Raw genomic sequence first — 14,098 nt, 5'->3', positions numbered from 1 at the left:
AGCTACGAGGCGCTCGTGCGCAGGCGCTCCAGGACGCCGGCGAGCTCGTCGAGCGCCGCCTTCGCCTGGCCGTAGCTGAAGGGGAAGAAGTTGACGAGCGCGTCGACGTGGCCGGCCTTGGCGGCCGGGAGCCGCGTGAAGACCGGACGCTCGGTCATCGCCTTGCTGTCCGGATCGATCGCCCCGTCGGGCGTCGCGAGCGTGATGATCTCGGTCGCGTCGGACAGCACGTCGAGCTGCTCGTAGGACAGCGCCTTGAACCCGCTCGCCTGGTCATCCGACGTCGCCTTGACGCCGGGGCCCTGGGAGGCGGAGCCGAGCCGCACCCCCGCGTCGGTGAGGACGGCTGCCACGCCGGACCCGCGCAGCCAGACGTAGGCCTGGCCGCCACCCGCGGTGACGAGCTCGACCGTCGTCGCGGCGAGGACGTCGGCATACGTGCTCTTGATCTCGGCCGCCCGTGCGCGGTAGCCGGCCTCGAGGCTGCCCTCCTGGCCGGCGCGTCCGACGGCGGTCGCGGCGGAGCGGACCATCGCCGCCCAGTCGCCGGAGCTGTCCCACGTGAAGATGGCGGTCGGCGCGATGGCGGCGAGCTTCGTGCGGGCCTTCGCGATGTAGGGGTAGTCGACGCCGAGGATGAGGTCGGGCGTCAGTGCGGCGATCTTCTCGAGCGAGATCTCGTCGTCCGCGGAGGCGACCTTCGGGATCGACGCATACGTCGGCTCGTATGCCGCGAGCATGAGGTCGGCGCCCCCGTCGCCGACCCCGACCGGCGTGACGCCGACGTCGAGGAGGGCGCTGACGGTGTACGTGTCGACGCACACGATGCGCTTCGGGTTCGCCGGAGCCTGGACCGGCCCGTATGCAGTGTCGATGGTCCGCGTCGTCGGCTCGCTGCTCGACGGTGCGGCAGAGGACCTCTCGTCGGTGCACGCGCCGAGACCGAGGAGCGCGGCCCCGCCGAGTCCGCCGGCGATGAGTCCACGCCGAGTCAGCTCGTCGACGATCGCGGCGAACTCCTCGTCGACGGAGGGGCGGGTGAGCAGTGCAGTGGCCATGTCGTGATCCTTCGTCGGTGCATCGGGTGGTGGTGGGTGAGGGTCACCGCGGGCCGACGCCGGGGCGTGACCGACCGATGACCTCGGCCGTCCGGTCGAGCAGGGTGGCGTAGTTGGCGTAGCTGTAGGCGTCCCACCCGGCCGCGCCCCAGTCGTCGGTGTCGTAGGCCTGGCCGGCCCTGACGGCGGGCATGTTGCGCCATCCCGGGTTGTCGATGGGCCAGGGGCCGCCCTTCTCGAGCAGGAGGTCGACCGGCAGGTCGAGGGCGCGCTCCCACGCGACGACGTGGAAGCCGCCGGAGTCGGGTCCCGCGGTCGGCTTCGCGGGCATGAAGTTCACGCCCGCCGACCGGAGTGTCGGGATCCACACGCTGAAGTCGTTCGGCGGGTAGATGTAGAGACCGTCGTCGTATCCCCAGCAGAACGCCACCCGCAGGGTCGGCTTGGCGGCGGTGACTCGCTGCAGACGCTCGAACGCGCTCCGGTACTGCGCCCGCCCCGCGTCGTCCGCGCCGGCGATCCCGAGGGCGGCCGCGAAGCGTTCCGACCGGCGGATCTGCGTCTCGACGTCACCGGTCGACTCGTTGAACGCCACGATGGGCGCGATCTGCGCGATCCGGCTGTTCGTCGAGGCGGAGGAGAGGGTGCCGTCGGCATCGGCGGAGTCGAGGATCAGGTCGGGGTTCGCCTTCGCCAGCTCCTCGATCCGGACCTCGGGAGTGTCGCCGTTCTTCACCTTGGCCATGCCGCTCGTCGCGACGTGCGAGCCGGACAGCACGTGCGCCTGTGTCGGCGCGAGCTGTGTGGCGACGATGTCGCGCACGCCCGCGGCCCAGAGGCTCGCCGTGATGCTGTCCCACATCGAGGCGATCCGGGTCGGACGGTGTGGCAGCGTGATCGTGTGACCGAGGTCGTCGGTGAAGGACCAGGTCCCCGAGCTGCCGCTCGTGGTGTCGCCGTCGGCGCCGCATCCGGAGGCACCCACCAGGGTCGCCGCACCGATCGACGCGCCGAGGAAGCCCCGGCGGGTGACCTCGTCGACGATCTCGGCGAAGCGACGGTCGGTGTCGGCCGGGTCGAGGGGAGTGATCGTCATCGGTGACCCTTCGTGGAGCTGTCGAGGGGGTGGGCGATGGGGGCGGGCGCGGGGCTACGCCTGGAGCTTCTTGCACAGGGTCTCGATCGCGTCGAGGTATGCCGTGCCGCTCGTGAAGCTGTCGATGTTGAAGGCGTTGAAGGTGACGAGGTGTCCCGCGGCGACGGCGGGCAGCTTCTTCCACGTGGGCTGGCCGACGAGGTGGCGGCCGTTGGCGCTGACGAGCGTGCCGTCGGTGGAGCCGTAGCCGTTGTCGTCGAGGACGATCGCGTCGGCGTCCGAGAGGTCGGAGATGAGCTCCATGGACAGCTCGGCCCCGCCGTTGTCGGCGGCATCCGCCTTCTTCTGCTGCGTGCCGAACCTCGCGCCAAGAGCCTTGAGCGCGGCCGGCCCGGGTGTCGTGACCGCCTCGAGCTGGAAGTTCGCCGCGTCCCAGGGGGTGACGACGTACCACGTGTGACCGGTGAGCTGGCTCGCATACGTCGTGCGGATCCGCTGCACCTCCGCCTGGTACTTCTGCTGCGCCGTCGCGAAGGCGTTGACGCGGTTGACGGCGTAGGCGGTCTGCTGGGCCCGCTGCTGCCACGTGATGGTGCTCGAGCTGTCGTAGACGAAGGTCGGCGCGATCTGCTGGACCTTGGAGAGGGTCGGGATCCCCGACCAGACGAAGATGAGGTCGGGCCGGAGCGCCGCCATCACCTCGACGTCGATCGTGCCGTCGGCGGCCTGCACCTTGGGCAGCTTGGCGACCTGGTCGTGGTAGCGGGCCGGCACCGAGTTCTCGGCGTTGGTCCACGTGCCGACGACCGGGACCCCCAGCTCGCACAGGTTGCTGATCGAGGCGCCGAGCGCGATGACGCGTTTGGGCGTGCTGGGCACCGTGAGGCTCGTGCCCACCGGTGTCTCGATCGTGCGGGTCGTCGCGCTGCTCCCGCCGTCGCCGGGAGTGCCCGATCCGCACGCCGCGAGGCCGAGGACCGCCGCGCCGGAGAGCCCTCCCGCGAGGAAGCCCCGACGGGTCAGCTCGTCGACGATGCGGGCGAACTCGACGTCGATACGGGCGTCCGGGTGTGAGCGGACACCGAGGCGCTCGTATGCCGGGCCGGGCCTCGGCGTGAGCATCGAGCGGGACGTCGTGCGAGACATGGAGCAGTGCGGCGGCGAGAGCAGGGTGGTGGTCATCCGTGGTCCTTCGGGTTGTGCTCGCTGATCGACCTGACGTTGTCGGGCCGTCGATTGCGGCGGTGGATCGGCACGATGAGCGGCGTCCCGCTCTGTGGGTCGGTGATGACCTCGCACGGCATACCGAAGACGTCCTCGACGAGATCGGCGGTGACGATCTCGGAGGGCGCACCCTGGGCGACGATGGCGCCGTCGCGCATCGCGACGAGGTGGGAGGCGTACCGGCAGGCGTGGTTGAGGTCGTGGAGGACGGCGACGAGGGTGTAGCCCGACCGCTCGTGCAGGTCGGCGCACAGGTCGAGCACGTCGACCTGGTAGGCGATGTCGAGGAAGGTGATGGGCTCGTCGAGCAGGAGGATGTCGGTCTGCTGGGCCAGGGCCATCGCGACCCAGACGCGCTGTCGCTGACCCCCGGACAGCTCGTCGACGTAGCGGTCGGCGAGGTCCCGGACGCCGGTCGCCGCCATCGCCTCGGTGACGACGCGTTCGTCGTCGCGGGACCACTGGCGCAGCAGCCGTTGGTGGGGGTACCGGCCCCGGGCGACGAGGTCGGCGACGGTGATGCCGTCGGGGGCGATCGGACTCTGCGGGAGGAGGCCGAGCTTGCGGGCGACCTGCTTGGAGGACATCGCGGTGATGGCCTTGCCGTCGAGGTAGGTCGCGCCGCGGCTCGGCTTGATCATCCGCGACAGCGCGCGCAGCAGGGTGGACTTGCCGCAGCCGTTCGCGCCCACGATGACGGTGAAGGAGCCGTCGGGGACGAGGAGGTCGAGCGCCGTGCTGATGACGCGTTCGTCGTAGGCGAGCGTGAGGTCGTCCGCATACAACCGCGGCTTGTCCGCACGGCGGGGTCGACCAGGGGCCGGGTCGGCCGCCCGGGTCGGCGGGTTCGTCGCGATGGGGGAAGGGGTCTTCATGCGCGTCCGGTCTTCCATTCGTGGGCGAGCAGCCAGCACAGGTAGGCGCCTCCGACGACGCCGGTCATGACGCCGACCGGCAGCTGGGTCGACGGGATGACGCGCTGGGCGCCGTAGTCGCTGAGGGTGAGCAGCGCGGCGCCCATGATCCCCGCGGGGACGATCTGGGCCCCGGAGGCGCGGGTGAGGGGCTTGCAGAGCTGGGGCGCGGCGAGGGCGACGAACGCGATCGGGCCGGCCGCGGCCGTCGCCGCGGCGGCGAGCGCCGTGGCCGTGACGACGAGGACGAGCCGGGTGCGCTCGACGGGGATGCCGAGTCCCTTCGCGACGTCGTCGCCCATCTCGAGCCAGCCGAGCGTGCGACCGGCGAGGACGGTGACCGGGGTGAGGACGACGAGGGCGAGTCCGAGGGGGACGACGACCTCCCAGCCGACGCCGTTGAGGCTCCCGATGAGCCAGACCTGGGCGTTCTGCGCGTCGTAGAGGGTGGCCCGGGTGAGGAGGTATGCCGTGACCGAGTCGAGCATCGCGCCGATCCCGATGCCGACGAGGATGAGCCGGTAGCCGGCGACCCTGCCGCGCGTGAAGGAGAGCAGGTAGACGACCATCGCGGTCGCCAGCCCGCCGAGGATGGCGGCCGAGGCGATGGCGAACTGCCCGCCGTGGAAGACGAGGATCTCCAGGACCGCGCCGGTCGCCGCGCCGCTCGTGAACCCGACGATGTCGGGGCTGCCCAGCGGGTTGCGCGACAGGCTCTGGAACACCGCGCCGCTCATGCCGAGGGCGGCGCCGATGAGCAGGCCCGCGACGAGGCGGGGCAGCCGCAACGTGACGACGATGAAGTGATCGATGGTCCGTCCGCCACCGAGCAGGGTCTCCACGACGCGCCGGAGCGGGACGGGGTAGTCGCCCGTCGACAGGCTCAACGCGGCGACGACGAGGACGATCCCGGTGAGCACGCCGCATACGAGCAGGGTGCGGGGATGCCAGCGCACCGAGAACCGGTCGTCCGGGTCGCGCAGGACGCGGCCCCGGAGCACGGTGTCCCCGGTATGCGGGGACGCGACGGTCGGCGCGCTCACAGCTCGGGGATCCTGCGCCGGCGGACGAGGGCGATGAAGACGGGAGCGCCGACGAAGGCGGTGATGATGCCGACCTGGATCTCGCCGGGGCGGGCGATGACGCGACCGACGATGTCGCTGCCGAGGAGGAGGATCGGGCCGAGGAGGATCGAGTAGGGCACGAGCCACCGGTGGTCCGGGCCGGTGACGACCCGGGCCATGTGGGGGACCGTGAGGCCGACGAACCCGATCGGTCCGACGGCCGCCGTCGCGGCGCCGCACAGGAGCGTGACGGCGACGGCGCCGAGCGCCCGGGTCAGGCCGACGTTGCTGCCGAGCGCCCTCGCGGTCTCGTCCCCGAGGGCGAGGGCGTTGAGGGATCCCGACATGCCGAGCGCGAGGACGGTCCCGAGGACGAGGAAGGGCAGGACCTGCCAGATGACGTCCGCGTCGACGCCGGAGAGCGCCCCGACACCCCAGAAGCGGAACTGGTCGAACACGCGGGGGTTGAGGAGGGTGATGAAGGAGATGACGGCACCGAGCACGGCGCTCACCGCCGTGCCGGCGAGCGCGAGCCGCACCGGGGTGGCGCCCGATCGGCCCCGCGAGCCGAGGAGATAGACGAGCACCGACGCGGCGCCGGCCCCGAGGAAGGCGAACCACACGTAGTCGGTGAGGTCGCTGAACCGCCAGATCCAGATGGCGAACACGACGGCGACCGCAGCGCCGGCGTTCACGCCGAGGATGCCGGGATCGGCCAGCGGGTTGCGGGTCAGCGCCTGCATGAGGACACCGGCGACGGCGAGGGCGGCACCGACGGCCACCCCGAGCACGGTGCGGGGCAGGCGCAGGTCGAGGATGACGACGCCGTCGACCGAGCCCTCCCCATGGGTCAGGGCATGGATCACCCCGCTGAGCGGGATCGGCTTGGCGCCGACCGCGATGCTCAGCAGAACGACGAGCAGGAGCAGGCCGCCGGCGACGACGAGGCCGAGAAGGCGGGCGGCGGTGACGCCGCGTCGCGCTGCCGGGGCCGTCGTCCCTCCGGTCGCGGGTGCCGTGTCGAGCCCGGCGCTCATGCCGGCGTGGCCTGGGCCATCGTGCGTCCTCAGTCTTCCGATCCCGGTCAGGTTCGCGGCAAGGAGCTTCACAGGTTAGGCAAGCCTTGCCTCAGGGACGGTAGTCCGCGCCTGGCCCGCCGACAAGCCCTGTGGCACGCCAATCGATGTCGCCCGGCCGCCACGGGACGCGAGGTCCGCCACCGCTCGCCCGGCCGGCTGGTGGCGGTCTGGCACCCGATCGGGGCCTGTGCACCACCCGTCGGCCCGGCTGGTGGCGGTCTGGCACCCGATCGGGGCCTGTGCACCACTGGTCGGTCCCGGACCCGGCTGGCTGGCCCGGCTGGTGGCGGTCTGGCACCCGATCGGGGCCTGTGCACCACTGGTCGGTCCCTGGCGCGCGGCTCGTGTCGGTCCGTGGCGGGTACTCGACACCGATTGACGCTCCACGGCGTTTACTCCGCCATCTGCACCGACCTAGCCTGAGCCGATGCCGTCCGCCGTCGCGCGCACCTCGACGGCGTCGTCCACTCTGCCGGCGCCCGGGAGCCCGGAACCCGGGTCACCCCGCCGCCTGCTGTGGCGCGCCATCCGCGCCCGGCGCCGGGATCTCGTCGCCTGCGCCGTGCTCTTCAGCACCCATCAGATCGGCGAGTCCCTCGTGCCCGTCATCGTCGGAGCGGCGATCGGCCGGGCCGTCGAGGGTCCCGACGCGAGGACGATGGCGCTGTGGCTCGGACTCCTCGCCGCCGACTTCGCCCTCCTGTCCTTCTCCTACCGGTTCGGGGCGCGCGCCGCGACCCGGGCGCGCCAGCACGCCGCCCACCGCCTGCGGATGTGGCTCACCGAGCGGGTCGTCGCCACGACGGGCGACGCCCGGATGCCGCCCGGCGAGCTGCTGAGCCGGGCCTCGAGCGACGCGGGCCGCGTCGGCGCCTTCGCGAGCCAGTTCGCGTATGCGATCGCGGCGGTCGTCGTGCTCCTCACCTCGACGGTCCTCCTGCTGCGCGTCTCCGTGGTGCTCGGCCTCATCATCGTGCTGGGCACGATCGCCCAGCTCGTCGCGCAGCAGCGGGTGTGGCATCTGCTCGAACGCCGCAGCCTCGTCGAGCAGGAGGAGCAGGCGAGAGCCGCCGTCCTCGCCGAGGACCTCGTCCGTGGACTGCGGGTCCTCAAGGGGATCGGTGCGGGCGGGGCCGCGACGGAACGCTACGCCGGGGTCAGCCAGGAGGCGGCCCGAGCCGCCCTCCATGCGACGTCGTCGGAGGCCAGCCTCTCCTCCGTCGCCGCCCTGTTCGCCGGCGGCTACCTGGCGCTCATCGCCGGCGTCGGTGGCTGGCTCGCGCTCGACGGACAGCTGGGGCTGGGGGAGCTCGTCGCCGCTCTCGGGCTGGCCCGCTTCGTCATCGGACCCATGGAGACGGTCTCGGGGGCCGCCGCGACGTATGCCAGAGCCCTCGCCTCGGCGCGGCGCGTCCAGGAGGTCCTCGCCGCGCCTCTGGACAGCTCCCCACGCGCCGGCACGGCCGATGTCGAGGGCGCGGCGGCTGTGGACCCTCCCCCACGCGCGGTCACGCCAGGGGCCCGCGACTCGGGAGTGCTCGAGCTCCGTGACGTCGTCGTCGGCCGGTCGTCGCGGCTCACCGTGTCGGCCTCTCCGGGAGAGCTCTTCGGGCTCGTCTGCTCCGACCCCGTCGACGCGGCCTCCGTCGCCGCGCTGCTCGGTGGGGAGCGGACCCTCACCGCGGGCACCGCCCGGCTCGACGGGGCCGCCCTCGCGTCCCTGGCCCCGGAGCACCTGCGCAGCCGGATGCTCGTCTGCCCTCACGACGCGGTGCTGCTCCCGGGGACGATCGCCGACAACGTCCGGGTCCGAGCGGTCGGCGAGGACGCCGTCGCGTCGGCGATCCACGCGTCCTTCACCGACCAGGTGGTCCAGACGGTGCCGGACGGCCTCGACACGTCGGTCGGCGACCGCGGCGAGCGGCTCTCCGGTGGGCAGCGCCAACGGGTCGCGCTGGCTCGCGCACTCGCGGCCGATCCGCCCGTCCTCGTCCTCCACGACCCGACGACGGGCGTCGACGCGGCGACCGAGATCGGCATCGCCGAGCGCGTGCAGCAGCTGCGGGCGGCACGGACGACACTCGTCCTCACGTCAAGCCCCGCCTGGCTGTCCCGATGCGACCGCGTCGTGCTCTGGGACCCCATGGGCTCCGCGCAGGGAACCCACGCCGACCTCACCCGGGCCAGCGCGGCATACCGGACGGCGGTCTCCCGATGACCTCGGTCCAGCTCCTGCCCGTCGCGTCCGGGCGACAGGTTCGCCGGTACCTCCGTGGGCTCATGGCCGGCCGCTGGCTGTGGCTGCTCGCGGCGCTCGGGGTGACGGTCGTCGACAGCGCGCTCGCGCTGGCCGGGCCGGTCGCGATCGGCTGGATCACCCAGGCCATCGTCGACCACCGTGGAACATCGGCCCTCGGAGGACCGGTGGCACTCCTCGTCGCGGCGGCCGTGCTCGGGGCGCTCACCGGCTGGGCGTCGACGGTGCTCCTCGCGCGCGTCGTCGTCCCCGCGGTGGCGCACCTGCGCGAGGAGACGGTCCGGACCGCGGCCGAGCTGCCCCTCGACACCGTCGAGTCCAGTGGCACCGGGGACCTCGTGTCGCGCGTGTCCGGGGACGTCGAGATCGTCACCGACGCCGCCACGGGCGCGCTCGGGAGCTTCCTCAGCTCGGGGCTGACCATCCTGTCCGCCCTCGTCGGACTGGCCACCCTCGACTGGCGTTTCGCCCTCGCGGGGCTGCTCGCCGTGCCGATCCAGCTGCATACCCTGCGTTGGTACCTGCGGACCTCGGGCCCCATCTACGCCGCCGGCCGGGTGGCCGACGGTCGCCGGGCCGGTGCTCTGCTCACCGGGTTCACCGCGCTGCCCACCCTGCGAGCGCTGCGCCTCGAACGCCGTCAGCGCTCGCTCATCGAGAGCGCCTCCGCCGACTCCATGGAGTACGAGTTCGCCGCGACGCGAGCCGCGACCCGCTTCTACGGGCGGCTCAACGCGGCCGAGCTCGTCGGCCTCGGATCGATCCTGCTCGTCGGCTTCCTCCTCGTCCGCTCCGGCGAGGCGAGCATCGGTGCCGCGACGACGGCGGCGCTCTTCTTCGCCGGACTCTTCGACCCGATCAACACCGTCCTCGGCGTCTTCGACAGCATCCAGCAGGCCGCCGCCGGGCTGGGTCGGCTCGTCGGCATCACCACCCTCGCCGGCGCCGAGACTCCGACCGGCGTCAGCCCGGCCCGTCCTCGTCCTCCTGGTGGGCCGGCGGTCGCGCCACGGCGGGAGGTCGCTCTCACCGCTCGTGGGATTCGGTTCGGGTATGCCGACGGGCCCGACGTCCTCCACGACGTCAGCCTCGACCTCGCCCCGGGGCGGAAGGTCGCCGTCGTCGGGACGAGCGGATCGGGCAAGTCGACGCTCGCGACCCTACTGGCGGGAGTCCGCGATCCGAGGTCGGGCTCGGTGACCCTCGGCGGCACCGCGCTGACGACCCTCGACGCCCCCCAGCGCCACGTCGCCCTCATCACCCAGGAGACACACGTCTTCATCGGCACCATCGCGGACAACCTCCGTCTCACCCGGCCCGACGCGTCCGCCGAGGCCGTCGACAAGGCGCTCGCCACGGTCGGTGCCAGTGCCTGGCTCGCCACGCTCCCCGACGGCCCGGAGACCGTCGTCGGTGGCGGCGGCCACGCCCTCACCCCCGGCCAGGCCCAGCAGCTGGCGCTGGCCCGCATCCTCCTCCTCGACCCGCCCGTCGTCGTCCTCGACGAGGCCACCGCCGAGGCGGGCAGCGACGCTGCCCGAGACCTCGACGTCGCCGCGGCGCGGGTGACCCGGAACCGGTCGTCCGTCGTCATCGCCCATCGCCTCGCGCAGACGGCCGACGCCGACCTCGTCCTCGTCATGGAGGAGGGGCGGATCATCGAGGGCGGTACCCACGACGAGCTCATCGCCGCGGGCGGCGCCTACGCCCGGCTGTGGGACGCCTGGTCCGACGGCTGATCCCGGCCGGCGGACCACCGGACCACCGGACCACCGGACCACCGGGTCACCGGACCGCCGGGTCACCGGTGGAGACACCGCATACGTCCGGGGTCGGCATCGACCTCCGCCGGGCCGCCCGGTTGAGGCCGGGCCATCGGACCGACGCCGAGCTGCCCGGCTGAGGCCGGGTCGTCCCGGCCTCAGCCCGTGACGGCGGCTGCCGTCGAACCGTCAGTTCGCGTTGTCGGCGTTCTGCGTCCACAGGTCGGGTCCGAAGACCTCGTAGTGGATGCTCTCGCCAGGGATCCCCTTGTCGACGAGCATCCGCCGGGCCATCTGCATGAAGGGGAGCGGCCCGCACATGAAGACCTCCGCGTCGGCCGGCACGGCGATGTCGGACAGGTCCATGAGCCCCTCCCGCGCGGGGTGGAGCGTCGGCGCACTGTCCGCGTCGGCCTCGTACCAGTTCTGGGCCCGGGCGTCGGACATGGCGAGAACCTGGCGCCGAAGGCCCGAGTAGAGGGCGTGGTGCTCGTGCGACCGGTCGGCGTGGAAGAGGCGCACCTGGCGGTCCGGCTGGCGACGCGACAGGTCCTCCATGATGGCGGCGATCGGGGTGATGCCGATGCCCGCCGACACGAGGACGAGGGGTGCCTCCGACCCGTCGAGGACGACGTCGCCGGCGGGCTGCGACACCTGCAGGATCGTCCCCGGCTTCGCATTCCCATGGAGCCACGTCGACACCCGCCCGTCCGGAGCGCCGTCCGTCCCGCGCACGCGCTTGATCGTGACGCGCAGGGTGTCACCTCGGGGACCCGAGGAGATGGTGTACTGCCGGGGCTGCCGGTCGCCGTCCGGGAGGTCGACGGCGATGGCGACGTACTGTCCGGTGCTGTGGGCGGGGACCTCGCCGGTGACCGGCGCGAGAAGCAGGGAGAACACGTCGTCGGACTCCTCGAAGCGCTCGACGACCCGGTAGTCCCGCCACGGGTGCTCCGGGTCGGTGCCCGCCAGCGCGTAGAGTCGTGCCTCCTCGGCGATGAGGCTGCAGCCGAACAGCCAGTAGACCTCGTCCCACGCGGCGGCGACCTCGGGCGTGATGGCGTCGCCGAGCACCGTCTTGACGGCTCCGAGCAGATGCTTGCCGACGATCGTGTACTGCGTCGAGGAGATGCCGAGGGAGACATGCTTGTGCGCGATCCGGTTCATGACCGGCGTGAAGTCGGGAGCGTTCGGGTCGACGAGCTGGGTCGCGAATGCGACGACGGACGCGGCGAGCGCCTTCGGCTGTTCGCCGATCGCCTGGTTGGCCTGGTTGAACACGCGCAGCAGCTCGGGATGAGCCGCGAACATCGACGGATAGAAGGTTCTCGTGATCTCGTCGGCGTGCTCGGCGACGACGGCCGCGGTCGCCGCGACGATCTGCTCCGATTCTGGTGTCAGCTTCATGCGCACTCCTCACTCCGGACGACATCGTCCTAAACCGTCATTACCGCCACAAGCGGACGCATGCTACACGACGTAGTAGTTGGGTCGTCCGGGTCGTTCACGGCGAGAGCGGAGTGGTGTTCGTTGCCGAGCCCGCCTACTGAGCGGTACGTGGGGTTGCCACTCCATCTACGATTCGTCGGTGGAGGGGTAGCTCGACGATCAGACATGGCTGGGCGCGGGAAGGAAAGAGTGACCGCGACGGTGGGGCTTGGCTGGGTCGCGGAGAGCGACCCCGACGGGTGGGGCTTGGCTGGGTCGCGGGGACGGGAAGAGGGGCACCGGCGTCAGCCGATACCCCTCTTCCGGAGAGCGACTCCGACGGGTGGGGCTTGGCTGGGTCGCGGGGACGGGAAGAGGGGCACCGGCGTCAGCCGATACCCCTCTTCCGGAGAGCGACCCCGACGGGACTCGAACCCGCGACCTCCGCCGTGACAGGGCGGCGCGCTAACCAACTGCGCTACGGGGCCTTGTGCAAGGCCAGAACTGCGTATCCCCAACGGGATTCGAACCCGTGCTACCGCCGTGAAAGGGCGGGGTCCTAGGCCGCTAGACGATGGGGACCTGGTCGCCCGCCGGCGGTTCGGAGCCCCTCGCCGCGCAGCGAGCAGCGCCCGGATCCGTCGAGGACTCCGAAAGCATAGGGGACGTCCCACCTTCCCGCCAAAACGACCCGGACCCGGCGGACGCTACGCCCGAGCCGGGCCGGCCGCACCCGGGTCGAGTGTGCAGGGACCCTCCGAAGATCGCCGCGTACCTCGACCGCGGCGGGGTCGATGCGGTGGAGGTATGGGGAGGCCGTGCGGGGGTCGCCGGTTACCTCGACCGTGGTGGGGGTCGGCGCGGTGGAGGTATGGGGAGGCCGTCCGGGGGTCGCTGGTTGCCTCGACCGTGACGGGGGTCGGCGCGGTGGCGGTATGGGGAGGCCGTGCGGGGGTCGCTGGTTACCTCGATCGCGGCAGGGTCGATGCGGTGGAGGTATGGAGAGGCCTCGCGAGGGTCGCTGGTTACCTCGATCGTGGTGGGGGTTGGCGCGGTGGAGGTAGAGGCAGACCTGGCGGGGTCATCGGATACCTCGACCGCGGCGGAGCCCGCGCCCGAAGGAGTCGGAGGGCTCAGGCGCCCTTGCCGGGCCGGGACCACTCGAGGAGGCGGTCGACGTCCCACGTCGTGACGATCCGGTCGAGGGGGACGCCGAGGCGGGCGGCCCGCTCGCAGCCGTACCGCTTCATCTCCAGCTGTCCCGGCGCGTGGGCGTCGGAGTCGATGGCGAAGAGGCAGTCGTGCTCGAGCGCCAGGAGGATGAGCTCGTCGGGCGGGTCACGTCGCTCGGGGCGGGAGTTGATCTCGACGGCCGTCCCGTGCTCGGCGCACGCCGCGAAGACGGCCTCGGCGTCGAACTGCGACTGCGGCCGCTTCCCGCGACCACCGGTGACCAGGCGTCCCGTGCAGTGCCCGAGGACGTCGACCCGCGGGTCGGACACGGCGCGGACCATCCGGCGCGTCATCGCGGCCTTGTCCATCTTCAGCTTGCTGTGGACCGACGCGGTGACGAGGTCGAGCCGGGCGAGCATCGCGTCGCTCTGGTCGAGGGACCCGTCGTCGAGGATGTCGACCTCGATGCCCGGCAGCAGCCGGAACGTCCCGTCGAGCGACCGGTCGATGGCGGCCAAGACCCCCAGCTGCTGGGTCAGCCGCTCGGCCGTCAGCCCGCGCGCGACGGTGAGCCGCGGCGAGTGGTCGGTGAGGACGAGCCAGGACTGTCCGAGCTCGATGGCCGCGAGCACCATCTCGTCGATCGGCGAGCCGCCGTCGGACCACGTCGAGTGGCTGTGGCAGTCGCCGACGAGCGCGGCCCAGTAGTCGGCGCCGCCCTCGGCCAGCGGCGCCTCGGCCTCGGCCTGGAGCCGAGCGAGCCGGGTCGGCAGCTCACCGGCATACGCCTGCTCGATGACCTCGCCGGTCGAGGAGCCGATCCCCGACACGTCCCGGATCGTCCCCTGCTCGAGCCGTGCGGAGAGCTCGTCGGGCGGCATCGCCTTGAGGAGGGCGAGGGCGTTGCGGAAGGCGTCGACGCGGTACGACCCCGCCCGCGCCCGCTCCATGAGGTATGCCGTGCGCCGCAGCGCGTCGATCGGGTCGACGGGCGCGGTGAGCGGCTCCGGTTCGGCGGCCATGTCCTCGTTCCTACCAGAGC

The 14,098-nt window shown here is 72.3% G+C and carries 10 protein-coding genes and 2 tRNA genes; 2 read left to right on the top strand and 10 right to left on the bottom strand.

Features of this window, described 5'->3' with window-relative positions:
- Window positions 1-2 precede the first annotated feature (2 nt).
- The 6 genes from BN12_RS03450 to BN12_RS03425 are packed head-to-tail and all read right to left on the bottom strand — an operon-like array spanning window position 3 to window position 6,393.
- Complete coding sequence (locus BN12_RS03450; RefSeq protein ID WP_048550100.1) at window positions 3-1,058, bottom strand: ABC transporter substrate-binding protein; 1,056 nt, start codon at window positions 1,056-1,058, stop codon at window positions 3-5.
- A gap of 43 nt (window positions 1,059-1,101) precedes the next feature.
- Entirely contained in the window at window positions 1,102-2,154 is a 1,053-nt protein-coding gene (locus BN12_RS03445) for an ABC transporter substrate-binding protein (protein WP_048550098.1), read from the bottom strand.
- A gap of 54 nt (window positions 2,155-2,208) precedes the next feature.
- Window positions 2,209-3,336, bottom strand: a complete 1,128-nt coding sequence (locus tag BN12_RS03440; protein ID WP_048550096.1) for an ABC transporter substrate-binding protein — start codon at window positions 3,334-3,336, stop codon at window positions 2,209-2,211.
- Window positions 3,333-4,253: an ABC transporter ATP-binding protein gene (locus BN12_RS03435; protein WP_083454380.1), complete on the bottom strand. Its 921-nt coding sequence runs from the start codon at window positions 4,251-4,253 to the stop codon at window positions 3,333-3,335. The genes BN12_RS03440 and BN12_RS03435 overlap by 4 nt, the downstream gene beginning before the upstream one ends.
- Complete coding sequence (locus tag BN12_RS03430) at window positions 4,250-5,335, bottom strand: FecCD family ABC transporter permease (RefSeq protein WP_235432283.1); 1,086 nt, start codon at window positions 5,333-5,335, stop codon at window positions 4,250-4,252. The genes BN12_RS03435 and BN12_RS03430 overlap by 4 nt, the downstream gene beginning before the upstream one ends.
- Window positions 5,332-6,393, bottom strand: coding sequence for a FecCD family ABC transporter permease (locus tag BN12_RS03425; RefSeq protein WP_048550094.1), 1,062 nt, complete (start codon window positions 6,391-6,393; stop codon window positions 5,332-5,334). The genes BN12_RS03430 and BN12_RS03425 overlap by 4 nt, the downstream gene beginning before the upstream one ends.
- A gap of 469 nt (window positions 6,394-6,862) precedes the next feature.
- Between BN12_RS03425 and BN12_RS03420 the strand changes: the two genes are divergently transcribed.
- Both BN12_RS03420 and BN12_RS03415 read left to right on the top strand, forming a co-directional pair.
- Complete coding sequence (locus BN12_RS03420) at window positions 6,863-8,653, top strand: ABC transporter transmembrane domain-containing protein (RefSeq protein ID WP_048550092.1); 1,791 nt, start codon at window positions 6,863-6,865, stop codon at window positions 8,651-8,653.
- Entirely contained in the window at window positions 8,650-10,431 is a 1,782-nt protein-coding gene (locus tag BN12_RS03415) for an ABC transporter ATP-binding protein (RefSeq protein WP_048550090.1), read from the top strand. The genes BN12_RS03420 and BN12_RS03415 overlap by 4 nt, the downstream gene beginning before the upstream one ends.
- A 213-nt stretch (window positions 10,432-10,644) precedes the next feature.
- Here the strand turns inward: BN12_RS03415 and BN12_RS03405 are convergent, their stop codons facing one another.
- The 4 genes from BN12_RS03405 to BN12_RS03390 form a co-directional block, all read right to left on the bottom strand.
- Window positions 10,645-11,862, bottom strand: coding sequence for a globin domain-containing protein (locus BN12_RS03405; RefSeq protein ID WP_048550087.1), 1,218 nt, complete (start codon window positions 11,860-11,862; stop codon window positions 10,645-10,647).
- A 435-nt stretch (window positions 11,863-12,297) separates the two neighbouring features.
- Window positions 12,298-12,371 (bottom strand) — tRNA-Asp (locus BN12_RS03400).
- Window positions 12,372-12,392: 21 nt separating this feature from the next.
- Window positions 12,393-12,465: transfer RNA gene (locus BN12_RS03395), tRNA-Glu, on the bottom strand.
- Window positions 12,466-13,016: 551 nt separating this feature from the next.
- Window positions 13,017-14,078, bottom strand: coding sequence for a PHP domain-containing protein (locus tag BN12_RS03390; protein ID WP_048550084.1), 1,062 nt, complete (start codon window positions 14,076-14,078; stop codon window positions 13,017-13,019).
- Between the last annotated feature and the right edge of the window lie 20 nt (window positions 14,079-14,098).

Source organism: Nostocoides japonicum T1-X7, from assembly GCF_001046855.1.
In the GTDB taxonomy this organism is placed as follows: domain Bacteria; phylum Actinomycetota; class Actinomycetes; order Actinomycetales; family Dermatophilaceae; genus Nostocoides; species Nostocoides japonicum.
This window is presented reverse-complemented; position numbering and strand designations above follow the sequence as displayed.